Source organism: Actinomadura sp. 3N407 (assembly GCF_052245875.1).
Lineage (GTDB): Bacteria > Actinomycetota > Actinomycetes > Streptosporangiales > Streptosporangiaceae > Spirillospora.
In genome coordinates this window covers 1-24,967 of sequence record NZ_JBQQBP010000035.1, presented here as the reverse complement: position 1 = coordinate 24,967, position 24,967 = coordinate 1, and the positions used below count along the sequence as shown (strand labels likewise).

Below are 24,967 nucleotides of genomic sequence, written 5' to 3'. Positions count from 1 at the left end.
CCGCTCAGCTTCCAACTGCCGCGGGACCCGGCGGCGTGCGTGCGCCGCATGCGGGAAGGACGCCGATCGAGGAGGCGAATATGGTGGAGCGTTTCGATGCGGTCGTGATCGGCATGGGGCCCGGCGGGGAGGTGGCCGCTTCCCGGCTGCTTGAGGGAGGACTGCGGGTCGCCGTCATCGAGCGGGAGCTGATCGGCGGGGAATGCGCGTACTGGGCGTGCATCCCCTCCAAGACGCTGCTGCGGCCACCCGAGGCCCAAGCCGAGGCCGCCGGCGCCGCCGGGCTGCAGCGACCCGGCCTGGACTGGGCGGCGCTGCGGGAATATCGCGACTACATGATCCGCCACCTGGACGACACAGGCCAGATCGACGGCTATCGCCGGCAAGGCGCGACCGTCATTAAGGGCACCGCCCGCCTGACCGGCCGCAATGGCGGGCAGGGCGGCGGGCAGGGCCGGGTCGAGGTGGACGGTGAGCGGCTGACCGCCGCCCACATCATCGTGGCCACCGGATCGGCACCGCCCCGGCCGCCCATCAAGGGTCTGGACGAGGTGCCGGTGTGGACCAACCGGGAGGCCACCACCCTGACCGAAATCCCGCGGCGGGCGCTGTTCATCGGCGGCAGCGCCGTCGGCGTCGAACTCGGCCAGTTCCTGACCCGCATGGGCACCGAGGTCACCATCGTCCAGCGCGGTCCGCGCTTGCTGGACCGCGAAGAACCCCGCTTGGGCGAGCTGGTGGCCGACCATCTTGCCGCCGACGGCACCGACATCCGCCTGGGCCGCCAAGCCCGAGCGGCCCGCCGCGACGGCGGCGACACCGTGGTCGACCTGGACGACGGCACCGTGGTGCGCACCAACGTCATCGTGCTGGCGGCCGGTCGGCGCCCCAACACCACCGGCCTCGGCTTGGAGACCCTCAGTATTCAACCCGGGCAGCGCGGCGAACTCGCGGTGGACGAGCACTGCCGCGCAGGCGAACGGGTATGGGCGGTGGGTGATGTGACCGGTGCCGGGCTTTTCACCCACGTGGCCCAGTATCAGGGCCGGATCGTCGCCGACACCATCCTCGGCCGCCCCCGCACCGCCGACTACACCGCCGTGCCCCGCGTGGTGTTCGCCCACCCGGAGATCGCCGCCGTCGGCCTCACCTCCGACCAGGCCCGCCGGCAAGGCATCGACACCGCCGCCACCACGCTCCAACTGGCCGACACGCTGGCCCGGCCGTGGACCTACCAAACCGACCCGTCCGGCACCTTCACCTTGATCGCCGACCGTGACCGCCGCACCGTGATCGGCGCATGGGCGATCGCGCCGCACGCCGGCGAGTGGATTCACACCGCCGCCCTGGCCGTCCGCCACCACCTCACCGTCGACGCCCTCGCCGACGGCATCGCCCAGTTCCCCACCTACACCGACGCCATCGTCCAAGCGGCCGGACCAGCTCAGCGCCGAACTAGGGCGCTAAGAACACCAGCCACCACGACCGGCACCGCCGCGAGCACGAGCCTTGCCGGCACGGCGGAGTGGTGGGGAATGAACCGAGCGGTCTGCGCATGCCGGCCGAGGACGACTTCCAGCCGCCAGGGCGCCTGTGGCCCGGCACGCCGACACCGGGATATATGGCGCCGTAGGCGCTGGAGGGCGCCACCGGGTCCGCGGGCAGGACCGAGTCCACCTCCACGACCGAGCAGGCCGTACTTGTGACGATCGGACGCAGAAGCTAGGATCCGCGCGGTCTCCGGCCGGATCATTCTCCTCGGCCCAGCTGGTGCCCCGGTCGGGTCACGTCCAGCGGAGTGGTGTAAGAGTTGATCTCCGCGTGATTCTGTTTCTGCAGGTTAAGCTGTGAGTTCTCGGTTGTCGATCTCGGGGTCGGGTGTGTGGTGGTCTCGATGACGCGCAGGCGGGCTTTGGCCAGGAATTCCAGGCCCATGTAGCGGCGGGCCTCGGTCCATTCGTCGGTCTGTTCCATCAGCACCGCGCCGACGAGGCGGACGATCGCGGCCCGGTCGGGGAAGATCCCGACCACGTCGGTGTGCCGACGGGTCTCCTAACAAAGGCAGAGCGGCCGGTGCTCGGAGCCAGCGGGCCTGTCCGTTCGCCGTGCGGAGTGCCGCTCTGATGCCTGCGGATCTCTGGACCGTGAGCTCTTGAACAAGGCCGGCGCAGAGCCGGTCCCATCGCGGCCGTCCCTCGCCGGACGTCGCCGGCGTGCGGGCTGAGAGGGCCTGACAGCATGCGGGCGCCGTCCTGCGCGATCAGGAGCCGGTGCTGAGGTTCGGGTCGGTGTCGTGGACGCCCATGCGCAGGTGTTCGCTGTGGTAGACGGCCTCGTCCAGCAGCATCGCGACGTGGTTGTCGTGCAGCCGGTAAACGATCCGCTGACCGGCGCGCTCACCGACGACCAGCCCCAGGTTGCGTAGCAGCCGAAGCTGGTGGGAGACGGCCGACTGCTCCATGTTCACCGCCTCCGCCAGTTCGGTGACCGAGCAGGGCCCATGGCGGAGCCGGCCGAGGATCAGCAGCCGGGACGGGGTGGCCAGAGCCTGCAGGGTGGCGGCCACGCTGAGCGCGGTGGTGGCATCCAGCGTCGCCGGCGGGGTGGCGCGGCCCTCGATTCCATGACCCATGACCCGATGCTAGCAATTCCGTATAAATGAATATATCTTCATATCTTCCTGAAGTGAGGAGACCGGCGTGACGATGCAGACCGGCGTCCGGGATGACGAGGAACATGCCCGGTCGCGCCGACCGGGTACGGGCGGGCCGGTCGGGGCCGGCACGGCATGGAGGTGGACGGCGTGGACCTGGACACGGGCGTGGGCGCTCGCCGAGGTGCGCTGGGCGGTCGTCGCGACCGGGTTCTTCGCCGCCGGGGCGTCGGCCTGGCTGGTGGGTGCGCCGGCCTGGGCTTCGTGGGGGCTGCTGCTGGCCTGCTATGGCGCCGGCGGCTGGGAACCTGCGCTGGCCGGGGTGAAGGCGTTGCGTGTGCGCACTTTGGACGTGGACCTGCTGATGGTCGTGGCGGCGGCCGGTGCCGCCGCGATCGGGCAAGTTCTGGACGGTGCCCTGCTGATCGTCATCTTCGCCACCTCCGGTGCGCTGGAGGCGGTGGCGACCGCCCGTACCGCCGATGCGGTCCGGGCGCTTCTGGACCTGGCTCCGGAGACGGCCACCCGGCTGTCCCCGCCGGACCGGCCTGCGGAATCTAACGGCCGGCAGGGGGAAGGAGGCGTCGAAGAGACCGTCCCGGCCGCCGAGCTGGCGGTCGGGGATGTGATCCTGGTGCGCCCGGGTGAACGGATCGCCGCCGACGGTCGTGTCATCGCCGGGGCTAGTGACGTGGACGAGGCGACCATCACCGGTGAGCCGCTGCCAGCCGTCAAGCACGTCGGGGACGAGGTGTTCGCCGGGACCGGCAACGGGACGGGCGCCCTGCGGATCCGGGTGTCCCGTCCCGCCGGCGACACCGTCGTCGCCCGAATCGTGGCGATGGTGGACGAGGCGTCGCGGACCAAGGCCCGATCGCAGTTGTTCATCGAGAAGGTCGAGCAGCGCTACTCCGTCGTCATGGTCGCCGCCACGGTGGTCCTGTTCGTCGTGCCGCTGCTCTTCGGCGCCGAACTCCGGCCGACCCTGCTGCGGGCGATGACGTTCATGATCGTCGCCTCGCCGTGCGCGGTGGTGCTGGCGACGATGCCGCCGCTTCTGGCCGCCATGGCGAACGCCGGCAGGCACGGCGTGCTGGTCAAGTCCGCCGTCGTCATGGAACGCCTCGGACGGACCACACGGGTCGCCTTCGACAAGACCGGCACTCTTACGCGGGGCGTCCCGCGGCTGGAGCGGATCGAGTTGCTTCCCGGCGCGACGGCGGCCCTGGGGCTGGCGAGCGGTGAACGGGAGGTCCTCGCCCTGGCCGCCGCCGCCGAGCGCCCGTCGCAGCATCCGCTGGGCCGGGCGATCGTGACGGCCGCGCACGACGCCGCCCTGACTCTGTCCGAGGCGGAAGACTTCGTCTCCATCCCCGGGCGGGGCGTCACCGCCCGGGTCGACGGACACCAGGTCCAGATCGGCAGCCCCGCGCATCTCTTGGACGACCACGTCCGGACGCAGACCGTGGCGACGATGGAGGCCGCTGGACAGACCGCCGTGGCGATGGCCGTTGACGGTCGACCGGCCGCTGTTATGGGCTTGGCCGATCAGATGCGCCCGGACGCCCCGACGGCGGTCGCCGCGCTGAAGACCCTGACCGGCACAGCCCCGGCCCTGCTCACCGGTGACAGTTCACGCGCCGCCTCCGCGCTCGCCGGGCGCCTCGCCATCACCGACGTCCGCGCCGATCTCCTGCCTCAGGACAAGGCACAGGTCGTGCGGGACATCGAGGACGGCGGGCAGCGCGTACTGCTGGTCGGCGACGGCGTCAACGACGCGCCCGCCCTGGCCGAGGCCGACACCGGCGTCGCCATGGGCGAGGCCGGATCGGACCTCGCCCTGGACACCGCCGACGCCGTCATCATCCGCGACGACCTGACCGCCATTCCCGCAGCGATCGCCCTGTCCCGCCGCGCCCACCGCCTCGTCACCGCCAACCTGATCACCGCCGCGGCCTTCATCACGATCCTGGTCGCCTGGGACCTGCTCGGACACCTCCCGCTGCCGCTCGGCGTCCTCGGCCACGAAGGCTCCACCGTCATCGTCGGCCTCAACGGCCTGCGCCTCCTCCGATCCGCCGCCTGGCCGCGCCCCGCCCAATCTGCGCACCCAGGAGAAATCCCCGCTACCCCACACCGCCAGGCGGCGACGTGAGAGATGGGCGGTCGGCGCGGACGTACCGCAGCATGGGGCGCACGTCGCCCACGTCCTCGACGTGGAAACCGGCTTCCCTGATCAGGGCGGGGAGCTGCGTCCACCAGGAGCCGTGGCGGTGGCCAGCATGCGAGCCCAGTAGCCGGTCGCCTCATCCCTCATCGCCGTCGGCACGGTCTGACACCCGCGCAGGCCCGTGGTCGTCACCGACATATAGACGTTGATAATCGTTTTCATTATCGTTAAGGTATCCCTGTGTCGACCATGGCGGGAGGGTTTCAGTGGCCGATCGGGCGTTCACGGTGGTCGTCTGCCGGGCGGGTCCCTGTGATCCGCCGGGCTCCGGCGGTGATCTCCTGCAGTCACGGCTCGCCGACGTCGTCCGGAGGAGCCGGCATGGTGTCCTCGTCCGCAGCGGATGCCTGCTGCGCGCGCCGCGCTGCCGGTCACAGGGGCGGCCGGAGGGAGTTCATGACAGCGGCACCTACCTGGCCGTCCAGCGCTGCGACGCCGACCGCAAACCCCGTGGCGAAATGATCCCGGTCGGGCCTGTCCTAACTCTCGACGATGCCGATGCCGTCGCGTCCTGGCTGGCCGACGGCGATCTGGAGGCCGATCGCCTGGCATCGAGGCTCCGCCCCACCCCGTTCTGAGCCGACTCGTTCGACGTCCCCACAGTGCGTGCCTGACCTCGCCCGGTCAGGGCCTGCGATCACACCTCTGATTCTCGTCTTTCCTCCGTGCAGTTGAAGGAGCGTCATGCCTGATAGGTCGCCTTCGTCCCTATTGGTGTCGGTAGACGAGGTCGCAGGGGTGGTCGCCGAGGTGCTCGGTCTGGCCGCCGGGTCGGTCGATCACGACGCCGTCCTGACCGTCCTTGGACTGGACTCGTTCACCGCGGTGCGGCTGCGGCGCAGGCTGCGGGATCTGGGTTTGGACCTGCCGATGACCGCGTTCCTCGGGGCCGCGACGGTCCGGAGCGTCGCGGCGGGCATCGCCGATCTCGGCGAGGGAACCCCACTGGACGAGGGTTTCCCCCTGACTCCGTTGCAGACCGCGTACTGGATCGGCAGAAACCCAGGGTTTCCGCTCGGTGGAGTCGCGACCTTCTATTACCGCGAGTACGACCGGGTGCCGGGGCCGGAGGGACCGGAGAAGGACCTGGCCCGGCTCACCCTCGCCTGGAATCGCCTGGTGGAGCACCATCCGATGCTTCGCATGGTGGTGGACGGGGAGGGGCGGCAGCACATCCTTCCCGCCGTGGAGCCGTATGAGATCGAGGTCGTCGATCTGCGGGCGGTGACGCGGGAGGAGGCGGACCGCCGCCTCGGCGAGCTGCGCCACGACTGCTCGCACCAGGTGCGGGACGCGTCGCGGTGGCCGCTGTTCGACGTCCGTGCGGCGTTCCTTCCGGACGGCCGGACACGCGTCCTGCTCGGCATCGACGTGCTCGCCCTCGATCTGGCGGGCTGGATGCAGGTGCTGGACCAGTGGGGGTGGCTGGTCGAGGATCCGGATGCCGTGCTTCCGGCGGCCCCGATCTCCTTCGCCGAGCTGGTCGAGCGCCGGGCCGCCGATCCGGACGAGGTGCGTCGCAGGGAGCGCGACCGGGAGTACTGGCGAGGGCGGATGCTTCCTTCCGGCCCCGGGCTCCCGTGGGCGACCGATCTGGCGGAGCTGCGGTCGCATCGCTTCGGCCGTTGGCCGGCCGAGTTGTCGGCCGTGGAGTGGAGGGCGTTGCGGGAGCGGGCGGCCGAGCGGGGCTTGAGCCCGACGGGCGTGCTGCTGGCGGCGTTCGGGCTGGTGCTGGCGCGATGGGGCGCGGGCGTGCCGTTCTGCCTGAACACGACGCTGTTCGACCGGCCCGACGACCCGGAGCTGGCACATCTGGTGGGTGACTTCACCTCGACGTTGCTGGTGGAGGTGCCGGAGCCGGGAACACGCGGGTTCGCCGACTTCGCGGCGCGGGTCAACCGGCGGTTCTGGACCGACATGGAACACCGCGCCGTGTCGGGTGTTGAGGTCCTGCGCGATGCCGGGGCCACTGATCTCACGCCGACGCATCCGGTGGTGTTCACCAGCGGGCTGGGCCTGTCCGACCCGGAGCGGGATCCGGCGGGATGGCTGGGCGAGGAGGTCTTCGGGATCTCCCAGACCCCGCAGGTGGCGCTGGACCACATCGTCCACGACGAAGGGGGACGGCTGCGGATCGCCTGGGACGCGGTCGACGATGCGTTCACCGAGGGGTTCGTGGCGGGCATGCGGGACGCGCACCTGCGGCTGCTGCGGCGGCTCGCCATCGAGCCGGACATCTGGGACGATCCCGGCCTTGGGCGGGATCCGAGCTTTCAGCCGGAGGAGCCCCTGGACTGCCGTCCTTTCCCGGAGGCGGGGCCTCGGCTGGACGATCCACTGCGCGTGGCCGCCCGGGCCATGCCCGGCGAGGCGGCCTTGCTCGACTCGTCCGGCGGTCTGAGTCACGGGGAGTTGGCCGAGCGTACTGGGCGCATCGGGGGTGCCTTGGCCGCGCTGGGCGCCGGGCCGGGTGAGCTGGTCGCCGTCGCCTTCGACAAGGGCGTCGAGCAGGTGACCGCGCTGCTGGGCGTGTGTGCGAGCGGCGCCGGGTACGTGCCGGTGGAGCCGTCCTGGCCGGCGAGCCGGATCGCCTCGGTGTGCGAGCAGGCGGGTGTGACGAGGGCACTGGTTCCCGCGGGTTCGGGCGTCGCGTGGCCCGGCCACGTCAGCATGCACACGCTGGCGGAGCTACTGGACGGGAGGACGGCCGACCCGGACACGGCCGCGGCCGACGAGTTGGCCTATGTCATCTTCACCTCCGGCTCCACAGGACGTCCCAAGGGCGTGGCGATCGAGCACCGGGCCGCCCGCACCACGATCGACGACCTGATCGACCGTTTCCCGGTCGGCCCGGGCGACCGGGTGCTCGGGTTGTCGGCGTTCAGCTTCGATTTGTCGGTGCACGACATCTTCGGGGTGATGGGCACCGGCGCTGGGCTCGTGCTGCCCGACGCCGACCGGCAACGCGACCCGGGCCACTGGCTCGACCTGATGGAGCGGCACGGGGTCACCGTCTGGAACACCGCACCCGCGCTGATGGAGATGCTCGTCGAGTACGCCGAGATCGAGCCCGAGCGTGCCCGCGCGGTACTGGGACGGCTGCGCTTGGTGTTCCTGTCGGCCGACTGGATCCCGGTCACGCTGCCCGACAGGATCCGCGCGCTGGCGCCCGAGGCGCGGCTGGTGAGCCTGGGCGGAGCCACGGAGGCGTCGATCTGGTCGATCTGCTACCCGATCGACAAGGTCGATCCGTCCTGGCCGAGCATCCCGTACGGGCGGGCGCTGCGCGGCCAGTCGTTCCACGTCCTCGATAAGCAGGGGCGGCCGTGCCCGGTCGATGAGGCGGGCGAACTGCACATCGGCGGTGACGGCCTGGCCCGCGGCTACATCGGGGACGACGAACAGACCCGGGAACGGTTCGTCACCGACCCGGTGCTGCGGCGCAAGCTGTACCGCACCGGCGACCTCGGGCGGTGGCGGATCGACGGCACCATCGAGTTCCTCGGCCGGCTCGACCGCCAGGTCAAGATCCGCGGGCACCGCATCGAACTCGGCGAGGTGGAATCCGCGCTCAACCGGGCGCCCGGTGTGCGGCACTCGGTGGCGTCGTCGGTTCGCGGCCCCGACGACCGGCCCCGGCTGGTCGCCTACCTGGCCGCCGCCGATCCCGCCGCCCCGCCGTCCGACGACGAACTCATCACACACCTGCGCGAGCGCGTGCCCGACTACATGGTGCCGAGCCGGATCCTGTGGCTGGAGGCCTTCCCGGTCACCGGCAACGGCAAGATCGACTACAAGGCCCTGCCCGACCCCTACGACCGGACCACCGCGCCTCCGCGAACACCGGACGAGGCGGAGCCGTCCGCGAACGCGGAGCCGCACCCGGCTGCCGCGGGCAAACGTGGGGACTTGGCGGCGCTGCTGCGGCAGGCGGGTGAGCAGGGGCTCGACGTGGCCGTGCGCATCTCCGGGGGCACGCTCACCCCGGCGCGGGCGCTGGCGGCGGCCGGTGAGTGGGCCGGGCGGCTGTCGGCCGCTGCGGCGGGTCAGGAATTGACCCTGCATGAACGCCTGCCCGCGGACGGATTGATCGAACTCAGCGTCGTCACGGCGCCGACGCTCCCGCCCTCCCTCCCGCCTTCGCCCGCACCGGCGCCCCAGCGGACCGCCGAGTCCGCCTCCGTACCGCGGCCTTCCGCCTCTTCGCCGAACGGTTCCGGGGCCGCACCGAAGGCCGATCCCGAGATCGAACGGTTCGTGACCGAGACGCTGAGCGGCCTGCTCGGGGGTGCCTCGATCGACCCGGACACTCCCTTCATGCGCCTGGGCGCCACCTCACTCACCCTCGTGCGCGCCCATGCTCGGCTGACCGAACGCCTCGATCCCGGCCTGTCCGTCGTGGACCTGTTCACCAGTCCGACGGTGCGCGAACTCGCGAGTTTGATCACTTCCCGCACGGAACAGGACGCCTCTACCTCGGTCCAGCCCGCCGCCGAACCCGACGGCGAACCGGCCGCCGAGCAGGCGCCACCTCCAACGGATCCGGCGGCGCGGCGGGCGCACCATCGGCGTCTCGCCCGCCTCCAGGCCGCCGAGGTCGCCCGATGAGCCGCCGGGAGTTCGTTCCCGATCCGGACACCGCCGTCGCCGTCACCGGGCTGGCCTGCCGTTTCCCGGGTGCCCCGGATGCGGAGGCGTTCTGGACGATGCTCGTCGAGGGTCGCGAGGGCCTCGTCCGGTGCACCGATGAGGAACTCGCCGAGCGCGGGGTACCCCGCAGGCTTCGCCGGGACCCCGCGTACGTGCCGGTCGCCGGGCTGATCGACGGCCAGGACATGTTCGACCCGGAGCCGTTCGGGTTCGCTGCGGCTGAGGCCGCGCTGCTGGATCCGCAGCACCGGCTGTTCCTGGAGTGCGCGTGGCGGGCCCTGGAACAGGCCGGGCACGGGGGAGGGCGCGGGGCCGGATCGGTGGGGGTGTTCGCCGGTGCCGCGCAGAGCGCCTACCTGGCGAGCAACCTGGCCGATCGCTGGGATCCGACCGGTGGCGGGGCCGACCCGGCCGGGAGCCTGCAGACGGCGATCGCCACGCAGACCGACTACATGCCGCTGCAAACGGCCTACCGGCTGAACCTCACCGGACCTGCGGTCGCAGTGAACACCACCTGCTCGACGTCGCTGGTCGCGGTGCACCTGGCGGGCCAGTCGCTGCTGAACGGCGAATGCGACACCGCACTGGCGGGCGGGGTCTCGCTGATCGTGCCGCAGGGGCGCGGGTACCTGTCGATGGCCGACGGTATCTACTCCCGGGACGGCAGAGTCCGCCCGTTCTCCGCGAACGGCAGCGGAGTCGTCTACAGCCAGGGCGCCGGGGTGGTCGTGCTGCGCCGGTTGCGGGACGCTCTGGACGACGGCGATCCGATCTTGGCGGTCGTGCCGGGATCGGCGGTCAACAACGACGGTGCGGCGAAGGCGGGTTTCACCGCACCCTCGCTGCACGGCCAGGCGGCCGCCATCGCCGAGGCGCATGCGGTCGCGGGAGTCGAGGCGCGGCAGGTCGGATACGTCGAGGCGCACGGCACCGCGACCCGCATCGGGGATCCGATCGAGGTGGGGGCGCTGCGCCGCGTCTTCGGCGACACCGGCCCGGCCTGGTGCGGGCTCGGGTCGGTCAAGAGCAACATCGGCCATGCCAACTCCGCCGCAGGGATCGCGTCGTTCATCAAGACCGTGCTGGCGATGCGCGCGGGGACGCTGCCCGCCTCGCTGCACGCCGATCCGGTCAACGAACTCCTCGGGCTGGACGGGTCTCCCTTCGAGGTCGTCACCGAGACCCGCCCGTGGGACGGCCCACGGCTCGCCGGGGTCAGTTCGTTCGGTATCGGCGGGACGAACGCGCATGTCGTGGTGGGGCCTGCGCCCGACCGCCCGCCTTCCGCCCCCGATCCCCGGCCGCAGGCGATCGTCCTCTCGGCGCACGATCCGGTGGCGCTGCGGGAGACCGCCGCCGGCCTGGCCGCATGGGCGGAACGTCAGGACTCCGTCGCTGCCGCCGCTACCGCCGATCTGGCGCACACGCTCCAGACCGGCCGTGACCACCTCCCGCACCGGCTCGCCGTCGCGGCCACCGGTGACACCCTCGCGTCCGCGCTGCGCGCGGCGGTGCCGGTCGCGCCGGTCCCCGCGCGACCGCGCGTCATCTTCGCCTTCCCCGGCGGTGGCAGCGCCCGCCCCGGAATGGGAGCGGAGCCCTACGCCGACGAGCCGGTGTTCACGGCCTGTGTGGATGAGTGCGCCGAGCTGTTCGCCGATCTCCTCAAGGTGGACATCCGCCCGATCATCCGGGGCGAGGTGATCGACACGGCTCAGGTCCACGGGGCGGTCCATGGGCTGCCCGCCCTGTTCGCGGTTTCGCTGGCCACCGCGCGGTTGCTCGGGTCCTGGGGCGTCGGTCCGCATGCCGTCCTCGGGCACAGCCTGGGCGAGTACACCGCGGCCGTGGTCAGCGGCGCCCTGTCGCTGGAGGACGCCGCCGGCCTCATCGCGGTGCGGTCCATCGCGCTCGCGGAGGCGGCCGGAGACGGTGCGATGCTGGCCGTCCCGCTGCCCGAGCAGGACACGCGCACCCTTCTGTCCCGCCATCCGGGCGTCGACCTCGCAGCGGTCAACGGCCCCACGGCCTGCGCGGTCTCCGGGCCGCGCACCGACGTGGAGGCGCTGGAGGCCGAGCTGCGCGCCGGCGGTCTCCGGCCGGCCCGGCTTCGGTTCGACGGGGCCGCGCATTCCCGCCTGGTGGAACCCGCGCTGCCGGACATGAGGCACGCGGCAACCCGGATCAAGGCGAGCACCCCCGCCGTCCCGCTGATCAGCACGGTCACCGGAACGGCGGTGGACACCGAGCTGGGAGAGGCCGAGCATTGGGTGCGCCAGCTCCGGCAGACCGTCCTGTTCTCCCAGGCGCTGCGCACGGCCGTCGAAACCGTGGGCGGGACGGCCGACCGGCCGGTGGTGCTCGTCCAGGTCGGGCCGGGAGCGGCGCTCGCGACGCTTGCCCGCGGCCATGACCTGCCCGGGCTCCACGCTGCGCTGCCGGCGCTCGCGGCCGATACCGACGACAGCGATCTGGCCGCCGTGCGGGCCGCCGCCGGACAGCTGTGGGCGCACGGCGTGAACGTCGACTTCCCCGCCACGCACGTTCCCGGCCGCCGCCGCGTGTCCGCTCCGGGATACGCGTTCCAGCGGCGCCGTCTGTGGATCGATCCGCCCGAGCGTCCGGCCCTCCACGCCGACGGAGAGCCGCCGGACGAAACCGAACTACTCCACATCCCTGTATGGCACCAGGCGGTCCCGCTCGATCCGGTCGCGCGTATCGACGGCCGCTGGCTCGTGGCCGGTCATGACGAAACCGCGGTGGTGGAGCTCTGCCGGACTTTCAGCGGTGATGCGGTCGCGCTTTCGGAGGTGGACGACGCCTCGTCCGGCGACTGGGCCGGTGCCATCACGCTGGCTCACAACGGCGGACCGGAAGAGGTGGCCGAGCAGATCCTTGCCTATGCGCGGCTGGCGGAAGTCATCTCGGCCGCCGACGAGCCGCCCGGCCTGCTGCTGCACGTCACGCGGTCGGCGCAGTGCGTGGAGAGCGCCGATCACCCCGATCCCGTCGCGGCGGCGTCACACGCGCTGCCCCGCGTTCTCGCGCAGGAGCACCCTGGGCTGCGCTGGCGCACCCTGGACCTGGACGGCGGGGCCGGCCTCGCCGCCGCCGTGACGGCGGAGCTCAGCGGTGAGACGCCTTCCGGGGAAGAGGTCGCCGTCCGCGGCGGTACCCGATGGATTCGCGGGGTCCGGTCGTGGCGTCCCGCCTCGGAGACCCCGCGGTTCCAGGCCGGGCACCTCGCGTTGATCATCGGGGGACTCGGAGACGTGGGCCTGACCACGGCCGCGCACCTCGCTCGCCGGGGACTCCGCGTCGTCGTCACCTCCAGGAGTGAGCCGCCGACCGACGGGGAGCAGGCCGAGTGGTTGCGCATGCTCGCCGACGAGGGCCTGGACGTCCAGGTCCGGCGGGTGGACGCCGCCGACGCCGCCGCGACCATGGCCCTGCTCGCCGAACTCGCCGACCAGGCGCCGATCGCGCTGGTCGTGCACGCCGCCGGAGTGGTGGCCAGCGCCGACCTGCAGCCGCTGCGCCGCATCACTCCCGAGCACGTGACCGGGCATGTCCAGGCCAAGGTCGAGGGCGCGCTGGCGCTGCGGACCGCACTGGACGCGCTACCTGCGGACCGGCGCCCCTCCACGGTGGTGCTCATGTCGTCGGCGGGCACCCTGGTCGGCGGCATCGGCATGGGACCGTACTGCGCCGCCAACCGTTACCTGGACGCCACGGCCGAAGCGCTCACGCCGTCCGAGACCCGATGGGTCAGCGTCGTGTGGGACGTGTGGAAGGTCGGCCCGCTGGGCGGTGAGCGCGAAGTGCGGTCGCCCTACGCGCTGGACGCCCGCACCGGCATGGGCGCCCTCGACCGCGTACTGGCGGGCGGCGACTGCGGCATTCTGCCGCCCGTGGTCGCGGTCTCCACCACCGACCTGCGAGAACGGATGGCCACCGCGGCGTTCACCGCGCCCGGAGCATCCTCCGGAACCGGCGACGGCACGGCCGGCGCCGAGCTGACCGGCGAGCAGCGAGCGGTAGCCGACCTGTGGTCGGACCTGCTGGGCGTACCGGTGACCTCACCCGACGCGGACTTCTTCGCGCTCGGCGGGCATTCCCTGCTGGCCACCCGCATGCTCACCACCCTGCGCGGGATCTTCGGCGTCGAACTGCGGCTCCGCGACCTGTTCACCCGGCCGACCGTCGCGGGCCTCGCCGAACTCCTGACCGGCCCAGCGGAACCAACGCCGAGCCCGGCCCCCGCTCCGGCAGAAGAGTCGTCTGACGCCACGTTCCCCATGACGCGCGTCCAGCACGCGTACTGGGTCGGGCGCGGGGGCGGGTACGCCCTCGGCGACATCGCCTGCGCCTTCTACCTGGAGTACGACTGCCCTGACCTCGACCTCGCCCGCTACGAGGCCGCCTGGAGGAAGGTGATCGCGCGGCATCCGATGCTCCGCACGGTCGTCACCGACCAGGGCCGGTTGAAGACCCTGGAACACGTCCCGGACTACCGGATCCGCGTCCACGACCTGACCGGCGCCTCCGAACCGGCCCGCGCCGACCGGCTGGCCCGGCTGCGCGACCGCGTGTCCCGCGACCCCGGCCCGCCCGACAGGTGGCCGCTGGTGCAGATCCAGGCCGCCCGCCTCCCCGGCGGCCGGGTATGCCTCTGCATCGGCGTGGACGTGCTGATCTGCGACGCGGGCAGCTACTGGATCATCGACCGCGAGGTCCGGCACTGCTACGAGCACCCCGAGAGCCCACTGCCGGAGATCGGCGTGGATTTCGCCGCGTGCGCCCGGGCGGTCGAGGCCGCCCGGGACGGCGACGACTGGCGTCGCGCCGCCGCCTACTGGCGTGATCGTCTCGACACCATTCCCGGGCCGCCGCCGCTGCCCGCCGCCGCCCCGGACGGGCCACCGAGGTTCGCGCGCCGCGCCGACCGGCTGAGCGGCGCCGAGTGGGACGCGTTGCGCCGCGAGGCAGCGCGGCGCGGCACCACGCCGACGGCCGTGCTGCTGACCGCCTACGCCGAGGCCCTGGCGGCCTGGTCGGAGAGTCCGCACTTCGCGCTGACCTTGACCTTGTTCGACCGCCCGCCGACGCACCCGGACGTCGACGCGGTGGTCGGCGACTTCACCTCGCTGCTCGTCCACGAGGTCGACCGGCGCGAGCCCGGCTCCTTCACCGAGCACGTGCGGGCCACGCACCGGCGGCTGTTCGCCGATCTGGACCACCGCGCGTACTCGGCGCTGGACCTGTTCGCCGAGCGGGCGGCGCGCACCGGTGAGGTCGCCTCGGTTCCGGTGGTGTTCACCAGCGCGCTCGGCCTGGAGGACCTCGTCGGCGGCGAACCCGACCTGCAGTGGGTCGGCGAGCAGGTGCACGCGCTCAGCCAGACCCCGCAGACCTGGCTGGATCACCAGGTCCTCGTCCAGCGCGGCGAGCTGCTGCTGCAGTGGGATTTCGTCGAAGGCGTGCTGCCGGCCGGCGAGGTCGACCGGGTCTTCGCCGCCTACGTCGCGCGGCTGCGGCGCCTGGCCGGCGACCCCGCCGCCTGGGACGAGACCCAGGGCGCGGCCGTTACCGAGGACGTGCTGGTACCGCTCCGGGACGGCGCCGGCGACCGCACCCTCTACCTCCTGCACCCCTCGGGCGGCGACGTCATGTGCTACGCGGAGCTGTCCAGGTTGCTGGACGAACGCTTCTCCGTCGTCGCCGTCACCGACCCCGGCCTGGTCGGCGAGGGCGAGGCGCCCACCGACCTCACCGAACTCGCCCGGGGCTATGCCGAGGTGATCCGGGGCGATTCCAGCGGTCCCTACCTGCTGGGCGGCTGGTCGATGGGAGGCAGCCTCGGCCAGGAGGTCGCCCGCCTCCTCCACGAGCATGGCGAGACCGTCGGCCTGCTGGTGATGCTGGACTCCAACGACCCCACCCACATCACCCCGATCGAGGCGCCGACCCCGGACGCCGCTGACGCCGAGGCGACCGTGCGGCTGCTCGGTGCCTTCGAGGCCTTCCAGGGCATCGACCTGGGCGTCGGCACGACCGAGGGCCGGGCGGCCCTGCTCGCGCTGCCTCCGGACCGCCGGTACGCGCACGTCGCGGAGCGGCTGCGCGACCACGGGCTCCTCGGCCGCCGCGACGACGCGCCGGACCGGGTCGCCGTGTTCGCCCGGCACCTTCACGGCCTGGCTCGGCACACCCCCAGGTCCCTCACCGACGCGACCACGGTGACGCTGCTGGTGCGTGCCGACCGCCCCGCGTCCCGCAACTCCGGCATCGGGATGGGGGTGGACGACACCCCGCCCGGACTGCCCGACCTCGGCTGGGGACGGCATCTGGCCGGCCCGCTCGACGTCCACGGCATCGACGCCGACCACTACGGCCTGCTGCGCGCGCCCGCCCTCGCACGGCTCGCCGAGCTCATCAACCGGGCGCTCGCCCACCACTGAAAGAACGGAACATCCGATGAGACCCCTTCGCAAGACCGCCGGCGCGCTCGCCCTCGGGCTGGCTTTCACCCTGTCTGGATGCGGCGGAGACGGCGAGGCGGCCGCCCCGTCCGGTGGGGACACGCTGCGCTACGTCGCGGTCGGTGCCCCCGCCACCGCGATCAACGATCCGCACGGCGGCATCGGCAACCAGTCGGACCTGATCAGGTTCGCGCTGCTGTACGACGTGCTCACCAAACCCAAGGCCGACGGCACCACCGAATACCGCCTCGCCACCTCCATGACCCCGGACGAATCCCTGACCACGTGGACGGTCGAGCTGCGGCAGAACGTGACGTTCACCGACGGCCGTCCCGTCCGGGCCGCCGACGTGCTGTTCTCGCTGCGCCGCATCCACCAGAAGGCCGCCGAGAACTTCGGGCGCCTGCAGATGTTCGACATGGCCAAGTCCCGCGTCATCGACGACCACACCCTCGAACTGGCCACCACCAAGCCCTACGCGGAGGTCCCGCGTGCCCTGGAGTCGGTGACCTTCGTCGTGCCCGAGGGCACGACGGACTTCGCCGAGCCGCCCCCCGGGTCAGGCCCGTACCGGATGACAGGCGGCACCCCGCAGCACGCCGTCCTCGAACGCAATGACCGCTGGTGGGGGCCCAAGCCCGCGGTGCGGCGCATCGAGGTGCGGGCCGTGGCGGACCCGCAGGCACGCGCCCAGGCGGTGATGTCCGGGCAGGCCGATGTCGCCGGCAGCGTGAGCCCGGCCGCCGGCCGCCAGGCGGAGGGGAGGTCAGGCCTTGAGGTCGTGCGCCGGCCCGCCGTCACCATGTACCCGTTCGTGATGCGGCTGGACCGCGAGCCGTTCGACGACCCCCGGGTCCGGGAGGCGATCAAGTTGGCGGCCGACCGGCGGGAACTGGTCGACAAGGTGTTCCTCGGCTACGGAAAGGTCGGCAACGACCTGCTCACCCCGGCCGACCCGTCCAGCCCCCGCGACGTGCCGCAACGCACCCGCGACGTCGCCAAGGCCAAGGACCTGCTGCGGCAGGCCGGGCACGGCGGCGGGTTGAACCTCGCGCTGGCGACCACGACCTCCTACCCGGGTATGGACACCGCGGCGAACCTGTTCGCTCAGCAGCTTCGCGAGGCGGGCATCACCGTGCAGGTGAAGATGGAGCCGCCGGACACCTACTGGACCAAGGTCTTCGCCAAGGCCGACTTCTACACCGGCTTCTTCGGCGGCATCCCCTTCCTTGATGTGGCGCGGGTATCGCTTCTCGGCGACGCACCCACCAACGAGACGGCCTGGAAGCGCCCCGAATGGGACGCCCGATTCGACAAGGCCCTCGCCACCACGGAGGAGCAGGAAAGGCGCCAGGAGTTCGGTGCGCTCCAGCGGGAGTTGCGCGACGAAGGCGGCTACGTGGTCTGGGGGGCAGGCGACGGCCTCGACCTCACCTCCGCCCGCGTCACCGGCCTGCCCACCGGCCCCGGATTCGAGAGCAACTTCATCGAAGGGGTGCGGCTGACCCGGTGATCGCCCGCCTGTTCGCCTCGGCCGCACGCGCCGCCGGCCTGCTCCTCCTGGTCTCCGTGGCGGTGTTCGGCGCCACCGAGCTCCTCCCGTCGGACGCGGCGCAGACCCGCTCCGGCGGGACGGCCACGGCCGAGCTGCGCGACCGGCTGGGGCTGGACCGCCCGGCCTGGCGGCGCTACGCGGACTGGCTCGCCGGGCTGGCGCGCGGGGACGCGGGCGACTCCCTGCTCACCGACCGGCCCGTGGCGCAGATGCTCGCCGAGCGGCTGCCCGCCACGCTCACCCTGGCGGGATGCGCGCTCGCCCTGACCGTCCCGCTGATGGCCGCCCTCGCTTGGGGCGTGGGCACCGCCTCGTCCCGCCGCCGGGGTCCCCTCACCGGGGTGGTGACCACGCTCGCGGCGGTGCCGCAGGTGGTGTTCGCCGCGGGATTGGTGGCGCTGTTCGCGGGGGTGCTCGCCTGGTTGCCGCCGGTTTCGCTGGTGCCCCCGGACGGGGCCCCGCTGGAACACCCGGAGATCCTGGTGCTGCCGTCGCTGGCGCTGGCGATCCCGGCCGCCGCGTTCGGGGCGGCCCTGCTCGGCGGAGCGGTCGCCGACACGGTGCGCCGCCCGCACGTGTCGTCCGCCGTCGCCCGTGGCGTGCCCGGGACGCGGGTGGCGGCGCGGCACGTCCTGCCCTACCTGCTCGCGCCGGCCGTGCGGGTGCTGGCCGTGGTGGCGGGCGGGATGCTCGCCGCGACGGCGGTCGTGGAGACGCTGTTCGGCTACAGCGGGCTGGGGGAGCTGCTGGTCAGCTCGATCGGGACCCGCGATGTGCCGGTCGTGCAGGCGGTCGCGATGCTGGCGGCGGGCACCGTGCTGGCCGGGCTGCTCGCCGCGGACGTGCTCGCCGCGCTGACCGACCCCCACCGGGAACCCGCATGAGCCGGGCGCCGGCGGCATGGACGCTGCTTCTGATGGCCGCGGTGCTTCTGGGCGGGGAGTTCGCGCCGTATGATCCGGCGGCCTCGGTCGGCGCGCCCTGGACCCCGCCCGGCGACGGCTCGCTGCTGGGGACGGACGACGCCGGCCGCGACGTGCTGTCGCGTGTGCTGGCGGGCGGGCGCGCGCTCACCACGACGGCGCTGGCCGCGGCACTGGCCGCCGCCGTTCTCGGTACCGCGGGCGGGCTGGCCGCGGGCTGGGCCGGAGGCCGGGCCGATCGCCTGTTGAGCGGGCTCGCCGACCTGCTGCTCGCGGTGCCGTTCCTGCTGCAGGCGATGGTGCTGGCCGTCGCGCTGCCCGCGCCCGCCGCCGTGGTCGCCGGGACGGTCTGCGGCGGCGCGCCGCTCGGCCTGCGGGTGATCCGGGACCTGACCCGGCAGGCCAGAGGTTCCGGGTACGTGGAGGCGGCCCGGGGACGGGGCGAGCCGGCCGCCGCGATCCTCGGCCGGGAGGTGCTGCCCTCGCTGGCCGGGGCGGCCGCCGCCGACCTGGTGCTGCGTTTCGTCCTGGCATTGCAGCTCGCGGCGGCGTTCGGGATGCTCGGCCTCGGACCCGAGCCGCCGGCCCCCGACTGGGGGCTGATGCTGCGGGAGAACCTGCCGGGGGCGGGCCTCAACCCCGTGGCGCTGGTGGCACCGGCCGCCGCGCTGGCCGTCCTGGCGGTGACCGCCGCCGTGCTCGCGCAGAGCCTCGCCGCCACCCGCACGCCACGCCCGGCCAAGATCACAAAAGTCGAGGCGGTGTCGCGGCCCGTCGACGCGGGGCCCGCTGTGAACGGGCTCGATGTGGACGGGCTCGATGTGGTCGATCCACTCGGCAGGCACATCATCACGGGCTTCGCCCTGCGCGCCGGGCCGGGCGAGGTGGTCGCGATCACCGGGCCGTCCGGCAGCGGCAAGACGACGGCGCTGCGGGCCGTCCTCGATCTGCTGGGGGAGGGGCTTCAGCGTTCCGGTGGCGCCATGCGCTGGCAGGGAAACGACGTCCCCTCCGGCCGAGCGGCCCGCCGCTGGCGGCGCGTCCACGTCGGTCTTGTCGACCAGGACCCTGTCACCACGCTGGACCCGCTGATGACCGTGGGCGCCGCCGTCCTCGATGGCCGCCGCGAGCCACGGGCCACCGCCCGCACGATGCTGACGGAACTGGGCCTCGACGCCGGGCGGCTCTGGTCGCGCCGCGCGAACCGGCTCTCCGGAGGGCAGGCGCAGCGGGTCGCGCTTGCCCGGGCGCTGCTCACCGACCCGGCGCTGCTGGTCCTCGATGAGCCCACCAGCGGACTCGACCAGGGCGCTCTCGACCTGGTGGCGGACGCGGTGGAGCGCCGCCGCGGTGACGGGCGCTCCATCACGCTGGTGGTCTCCCACGATGAGACCTTCGTCGCCCGCGTCGCCGACCGGATCATCGACCTGACCCCGCCCGGTGCCAGCCGCCCCCTACCGCAGCCCGTCCCGGAGCACGCCGCCGGACCGCCGCCGGTGGCCGATGAGGTGCTGGCCGTGCGGGGTCTGCGCCTGGCCCACGGGCCCGCCGCTCTGCTCGGCGTCGAAGACCTGTCGTTGCGGCGCGGTGAACTCGTCGCCGTCACCGGGCCGTCCGGCAGCGGCAAGAGCACGCTGCTGCGCGCCTTGGCGGGACTGCACGCCCCCGCGTGCGGCGACCTCGGCGTTCTCGGACGCCCGGCGGCCTGGCCCGTGGACGGACGCGGACGCGGCGAGGTCCGCGCGATCCAGTTCGTCGCCCAGGACCCGGCGGGCGCCCTCAACCCCGCGCACCGTGTCGCGACCGCCCTCACCCGCCCGCTCTGCCTGCTGGCCGGGACGACCCACGCTCAGGCGCGTGAACGCGTCCCCGAACTCCTCCGCCAGGTGGGGCTCGACCCGGAACTGGCGACACGTCGTCCGGGGGAGCTGTCGGGCGGGCAGCGCCAGCGGGTCGCGCTCGCCCGCGCGCTCGCCGCCGGACCGGCGGTTCTGCTCGCCGACGAGATCACCGCCGCCCTGGACGCCGCGTCCGCCGCCGCCATCCTGCGCCTGCTCGCGAGCCTGCGCACCGGTGGCCTGGCGGTCCTCCTGGTCACGCACGACCACTCGGTGGCCGCGGGCGCCGACTGCATCATGCACGTCCACGACCGCACCCTCGTCCCGCAGTCACCCGCACGAACGGAGACCGATGGCCGTGCCCGCTGACCACCACAAAGATGATCTTCTCCGTCCCCTTCGCGCGCACCCTTGGATCGAGGACGCCCGCTTTGCGCCTGACGGAGAAACCGTGCGCGTCCGGCCCGCCGCGTCCGCCCTCGCGGTGCGCCGGGCTCTCGGCGGATTGGTCGAGGAGTACCTGGAGCACTGGGGCGAGGTCTACGACTGGACGTACACCAAGGCCGAAGGACACCACGCCAACGACCTGGACCTGTCCGGATGGCGCGCCTCCGACACCGGACGCCCGCTGCCCGCCGAGCACATGCGCGAGTGGGTCGACCACACGGTCGGCCTGGTGCTGAGCCTGCGGCCGCGGTGGATCCTCGAACTGGGCTGCGGCACCGGGCTGCTGATGCATCGGCTGCGCGGCCATGTGTCCGGCTACGTGGGCACCGACGTGGCCGACACCGCCGTCCGGAAGCTGAGCGCCGACTCCTTGCCGGGAACCTCGTTCGTCCGGGCCGCGGCCCACGAAGCCTGGTCCCCGCAGGTGCTGGCCGCGCTGGAGGCGGGCGGCTTCCCCGATGCCCGGCCCGACTGCGTGCTCCTGAACTCGGTGACCCAGTGCTTCCCCGGCGTCGCCTACCTGGAAGCGGTGCTCCGGGACGCCGTCGAGCTGGTCGCCGCCGGAGGGACGGTGATCCTCGGAGACGTGCGCGATGCGCGCCTGCTCCGCGACTTCTGCCACTGGGCGGAGCGTGCGCAAACCCCCGATGTCGATGCGCGCGAACTCGCGCGCCGTGTGGAGCAGCGAGCCGATCGCGACCCCGAGCTGCTCTTCGACCCGCCACTGATCGCCGGACTGGCCGTGCGGACGGCCGCGGAGACGGGACGATCCCTTCGGATGAGCGTCCATCCCAAGACCATGTGGGATGACACCGAACTGACCCGGTACCGCTTTGATGCCGTCCTGCACGTCGACGACCCGGCGCCGGCCACCCCGGAGACCGTTCTCTGGGACGACTCGGCCGCCGATGAGACCGCCGCGCTGAACGCGTTGCTGGAAACGGAACCGGTGACCGTTCACGGCATCCCGCGCTCTTCGCTGCCCGCCGCGCGCCTGCGGGAGCTGGTGGGGAAGCGGGCCGCGGTGATCGCGGATCCCGCGGATCCCGCGCGGCTCGGAGTGGTCGCCCCACCCGAGGCGGCGGCCGTCCCGGTGGAGGAGATCGCCGGTCGTCCCGGCACGGCGCACGACCCGTTCCCTTCCTTTGCCGAGCGTCGTCTCGGCGAGATCGCGCGTGGCGTGCTGTGCCGTGACGTGGCCGTCGAGATCGATCGGGGCGACGGCCGGGGCGGGCTGCCGGAGCGCGCCGGACAGGCCGCCGCCCGGGCCATTGACACGGACCCGGCCGCGCTGCCGGTTTTCCTGCGCAGGCTGGACGAGGTGGCGTTGCGGGCGATGGCGTCCACGCTGCGTCCGGTGGGCCTGACCGTCCCGGACGAACGGCTCACCGCCGGCGAGATCGCCGACGCGTTGCGTGCCGCCGACCGGCATCGCTGGATCCTGCGCCGCTGGCTGCACGTCCTGGCGGCGGAAGGAATGCTCGTCCGGCACGATGACGGCCGGTACGGCGCGCTGCGGCCCGTGACGCGCCGGGAGGTGGCCGCGGCGGCGGAAGGCTTGGTGGCCGAGGGGGAGAAGAGCGGCTACCCGGCGCAGACAGCCGGTTTCATGCTCACGGCGATGGCGCGGCTCCCCGAGCTCCTGCGCGATGAGCTGTCGATGCGGACCCTGCTGTTCGGCGACGACGGGACGGAGGCGGCCGACGGGGCATACCGCGAGAACACCGTCAACCGCTACCTCAACGGCGCGGTCGGCGAGGTGATGCGCTGGGCCGGCGAGAACAACGACCACGGCGGTCCCTTGCGTGTGCTGGAACTCGGCGCGGGGGTCGGCGGCACAACGGCGGACGCGCTGGCGGCGCTCGCCGGCACCGAGATCGACTACCTGTTCACCGACCTGTCCCGCTACTTCCTGTCCCTCGGCCGGGAGCGCTTCGGAGGACGCGATGGCGTGCGGTTCGCGATCTTCGACATCAACCGGGATGCCGCGGTTCAGGATGTCGCCCCGGGCTCCCTCGATGTGGTGCTGTCGGCGAACGTCCTGCACAACGCCCGCCACGTGGGCGAGATGCTGGCGCGGCTCGCGGGCCTGCTCGCCCCGGGGGGCCTGTTCGTGTTCGTCGAGACCACCCGCGAGCTGTACTCGATCCTCACCTCGATGCAGTTCCTCATGTCCGCAGAAACCGGGGAGGAGCGTCTCCATCCCGCCGATCTCCGGGCGGCGGGCGACTGCGTCTTCCTCACCGGCGAGGAGTGGTCGCGCGAGCTGGAGAACGCCGGGCTACGGCCGTGGTTCACCCTCCCGCAGGTCGGCCACCCCCTGGCGGAGGCGGGCCTGCGGCTTTTCGTCGCCCGCCTCGCCAGGTGACGACTCCTACTCGGAAGGGAAGCCGAGATCGGATTGGAAGAGGCCGCCGTCCATCCACAACGCGGCGCGCACACCGTCGGCGGCGCCCAGCGAGACCAGGGTCGCGGCGTCGGGGACGGCGGGAAGCTTGGCGGTGTCGCCCGCGGCCGCGACGCCCGGCACGGTGGTCTCCTGCAGCTCGTTGACGCGGACCGTGCCGTCGTCCAGAATCTCGCAGCCGAGCTGCGCCGCCAGCTCCGAATGCTGCCGCGTGGGCGCCCGGTGGTAGACCGCCTGCCGCCGCAGCACGCTCCCGTCCGCGAACCGCACCGTGACGTCGTCGGCCTCGCCCGACACCTCGCTGATCGGCTCGGTGTTGACGACAACGCCCCTCTCGTCGAGCTTCTTCGCGATCTCGGCCGGGAGGTCCAGCGGGCCGTGCGTGCACAGCACCACGTCATCGCTGAACCGGTCGGCGACGTACAGCGCCAGCATCGCCTCCTGCGGGACGGCGGTGATGACCGCGAGGGTCTTCCCGCTGGTCTCCCAGCCGTGGCAGAAGGGGCAGTGGAAGACGCTGCGGCCGAACCGCTCGGCCAGGCCTGGGATGTCGTAGGGCTCGTCGACCTGCCCGGTGGCCAGCACCAGGCGCCGTGCCCGCTCCCGCGCGCCGTCGGCCAGCTCGACCTCGAAGTCGTCCTTGGCTCCGCGCGCCGCCAGGACCGTCCCGGGGCGCACCTCTACCGAGGGGTAGGCGGCCAGCTCCTGGCGGCCGAGTTCCAGCAGGCGCGCCGGCGGGAACCCGTCCCGGCTCAGATACATGTGCATCTCGGCGGCGGGCGCGTTACGGACCCGGCCGCCGTCGATCACCAGGACGCGGCGGCGCTGCCGCCCGAACACCAGGGCGGCGCTCAGCCCCGCCGGTCCGCCGCCCACCACGATCACGTCATGCATGTCACTCCTCCGATATCGGAAATGGTGAGGAATCTTGATTGATGAGGCGTGCGGCGCGTGGCTGCGCCGCTTCCTGCCGCGCCCGGACGCCGGGCTGCACCTGATCTGCGTCCCGCACGGCGGCGGCGGAGCGGGCGCCTTCCTGGGCTGGGCCGAGCTGCTGCCACCCGCCATCGAGCTGCTCGCGGTGCAGTACCCCGGCCGCGAGGACCGCCTCCCCGACCCGATGCCCCGCGACATGGCCGAACTGGTCACCGAACTCACTGATGCCGTCGCGGCCGTCGCGGACCGGCCCTACGCGCTTTTCGGGCACAGCATGGGCGCCACCGTCGCCTACGAGGTCGCCCAGGAGGCGCGGCGGCGCGGCCTGCCCGGCCCGGTCCATCTGGTGGCCTCCGCGAGGGAGGCGCCGCACGATGAGAAGGGCGGCGACGTGCACCGGGGCGGCGACGAGGACCTGTACGCGGAGCTGATGCGCCTCGGCGCGACCGCGCCCGACGTCCTCGCCGATCCCGACCTGCGCGCGATGATCTTCGCCTACGTGCGGGCGGACTACCGGCTCATCGAGACCTACCGGCCGCTGCCGCTGCCGCCGCTGGACTGCCCGGTCACGGTGTTCCTGGGCGACCGCGACCCCGACCTGGCCCCGGACGAGGCGGCCCGCTGGCGGCACGCCACCCGGGCCCGGACGAGGCTGGAGATCTTCCCCGGCGACCACTTCTACCTGGTGCCGCAGCGTCACGCCGTGCTCGTGTCGCTGCGTCGGGTGCTCGCCCCATACGGTCGTGGGGCCGCCTGACATCACCGGCGCCAGACGCGCAGGTTCTCGGGCGCATCCGGGACGGGCGACAGCCCGGCGGCGGACAGCTCTGCGGCCATCCGCTCGTC

General features: G+C 72.9%; 12 protein-coding genes and 1 pseudogene. 10 read left to right on the top strand and 3 right to left on the bottom strand.

Annotation, left to right across the window (positions count from 1 at the left end):
• Positions 1-80 precede the first annotated feature (80 nt).
• A complete protein-coding gene (locus ACTWPP_RS42835) occupies positions 81-1,706 on the top strand; it encodes a dihydrolipoyl dehydrogenase family protein (RefSeq protein ID WP_443110216.1) in 1,626 nt (541 codons plus the stop codon).
• A 172-nt stretch (positions 1,707-1,878) separates the two neighbouring features.
• Here the strand turns inward: ACTWPP_RS42835 and ACTWPP_RS42830 are convergent.
• Together ACTWPP_RS42830 and ACTWPP_RS42825 are read right to left on the bottom strand one after the other, a co-directional pair.
• A pseudogene (locus ACTWPP_RS42830) lies at positions 1,879-2,052 on the bottom strand (transposase); the annotation flags it as partial.
• 208 nt (positions 2,053-2,260) lie between these two features.
• Positions 2,261-2,632 (bottom strand): ArsR/SmtB family transcription factor, encoded by a 372-nt coding sequence (locus tag ACTWPP_RS42825; protein ID WP_443110215.1) that lies wholly within the window; start codon positions 2,630-2,632, stop codon positions 2,261-2,263.
• Between the two features lie 73 nt (positions 2,633-2,705).
• Here ACTWPP_RS42825 and ACTWPP_RS42820 point away from each other — a divergent pair, with 73 nt between their 5' ends.
• The 8 genes from ACTWPP_RS42820 (at position 2,706) to ACTWPP_RS42785 (ending at position 23,146) form a co-directional block, all read left to right on the top strand.
• Positions 2,706-4,808, top strand: coding sequence for a heavy metal translocating P-type ATPase (locus ACTWPP_RS42820; protein ID WP_443110241.1), 2,103 nt, complete (start codon positions 2,706-2,708; stop codon positions 4,806-4,808).
• Between the two features lie 281 nt (positions 4,809-5,089).
• On the top strand, positions 5,090-5,461 hold the full coding sequence (locus tag ACTWPP_RS42815) for a hypothetical protein (protein ID WP_443110214.1): 372 nt from the start codon (positions 5,090-5,092) through the stop codon (positions 5,459-5,461).
• Positions 5,462-5,567: 106 nt separating this feature from the next.
• A complete protein-coding gene (locus ACTWPP_RS42810) occupies positions 5,568-9,491 on the top strand; it encodes a non-ribosomal peptide synthetase (RefSeq protein ID WP_443110213.1) in 3,924 nt (1,307 codons plus the stop codon).
• Positions 9,488-15,994 (top strand): SDR family NAD(P)-dependent oxidoreductase, encoded by a 6,507-nt coding sequence (locus ACTWPP_RS42805; RefSeq protein WP_443110212.1) that lies wholly within the window; start codon positions 9,488-9,490, stop codon positions 15,992-15,994. The genes ACTWPP_RS42810 and ACTWPP_RS42805 overlap by 4 nt, the downstream gene beginning before the upstream one ends.
• A gap of 16 nt (positions 15,995-16,010) precedes the next feature.
• Positions 16,011-17,528, top strand: coding sequence for an ABC transporter substrate-binding protein (locus ACTWPP_RS42800; RefSeq protein ID WP_443110211.1), 1,518 nt, complete (start codon positions 16,011-16,013; stop codon positions 17,526-17,528).
• Positions 17,525-18,454: an ABC transporter permease gene (locus ACTWPP_RS42795; RefSeq protein WP_443110210.1), complete on the top strand. Its 930-nt coding sequence runs from the start codon at positions 17,525-17,527 to the stop codon at positions 18,452-18,454. Before ACTWPP_RS42800 ends, ACTWPP_RS42795 begins: the two co-directional genes overlap by 4 nt.
• Positions 18,451-20,700 carry an ATP-binding cassette domain-containing protein gene (locus tag ACTWPP_RS42790; protein WP_443110209.1) on the top strand — a complete coding sequence of 750 codons (2,250 nt, stop codon included), beginning with the start codon at positions 18,451-18,453 and terminating at the stop codon, positions 20,698-20,700. Before ACTWPP_RS42795 ends, ACTWPP_RS42790 begins: the two co-directional genes overlap by 4 nt.
• Positions 20,701-20,782: 82 nt before the next feature.
• A complete protein-coding gene (locus ACTWPP_RS42785) occupies positions 20,783-23,146 on the top strand; it encodes a methyltransferase (RefSeq protein WP_443110208.1) in 2,364 nt (787 codons plus the stop codon).
• 6 nt (positions 23,147-23,152) lie between these two features.
• On the opposite strand, the gene ACTWPP_RS42780 is transcribed toward ACTWPP_RS42785, so the two are convergent.
• Positions 23,153-24,079, bottom strand: a complete 927-nt coding sequence (locus ACTWPP_RS42780; protein ID WP_443110207.1) for an NAD(P)/FAD-dependent oxidoreductase — start codon at positions 24,077-24,079, stop codon at positions 23,153-23,155.
• Between the two features lie 34 nt (positions 24,080-24,113).
• On the opposite strand from ACTWPP_RS42780, the gene ACTWPP_RS42775 reads away from it, so the two are divergent.
• A complete protein-coding gene (locus tag ACTWPP_RS42775; protein ID WP_443110206.1) occupies positions 24,114-24,878 on the top strand; it encodes a thioesterase II family protein in 765 nt (254 codons plus the stop codon).
• The last annotated feature ends 89 nt before the right edge of the window (positions 24,879-24,967 follow it).

Bases quoted from the DNA above. Each gene is read 5' to 3' on its own strand.
- ACTWPP_RS42835 (WP_443110216.1), top strand. From the start codon at position 81: ATGGTGGAGCGTTTCGATGCGGTCGTGATCGGCATGGGGCCCGGCGGG.
- ACTWPP_RS42780 (WP_443110207.1), bottom strand. From the start codon at position 24,079: ATGCATGACGTGATCGTGGTGGGCGGCGGACCGGCGGGGCTGAGCGCC.
- ACTWPP_RS42810 (WP_443110213.1), top strand. From the start codon at position 5,568: ATGCCTGATAGGTCGCCTTCGTCCCTATTGGTGTCGGTAGACGAGGTC.
- ACTWPP_RS42805 (WP_443110212.1), top strand. From the start codon at position 9,488: ATGAGCCGCCGGGAGTTCGTTCCCGATCCGGACACCGCCGTCGCCGTC.
- ACTWPP_RS42790 (WP_443110209.1), top strand. From the start codon at position 18,451: ATGAGCCGGGCGCCGGCGGCATGGACGCTGCTTCTGATGGCCGCGGTG.
- ACTWPP_RS42825 (WP_443110215.1), bottom strand. From the start codon at position 2,632: ATGGGTCATGGAATCGAGGGCCGCGCCACCCCGCCGGCGACGCTGGAT.
- ACTWPP_RS42800 (WP_443110211.1), top strand. From the start codon at position 16,011: ATGAGACCCCTTCGCAAGACCGCCGGCGCGCTCGCCCTCGGGCTGGCT.
- ACTWPP_RS42820 (WP_443110241.1), top strand. From the start codon at position 2,706: ATGCAGACCGGCGTCCGGGATGACGAGGAACATGCCCGGTCGCGCCGA.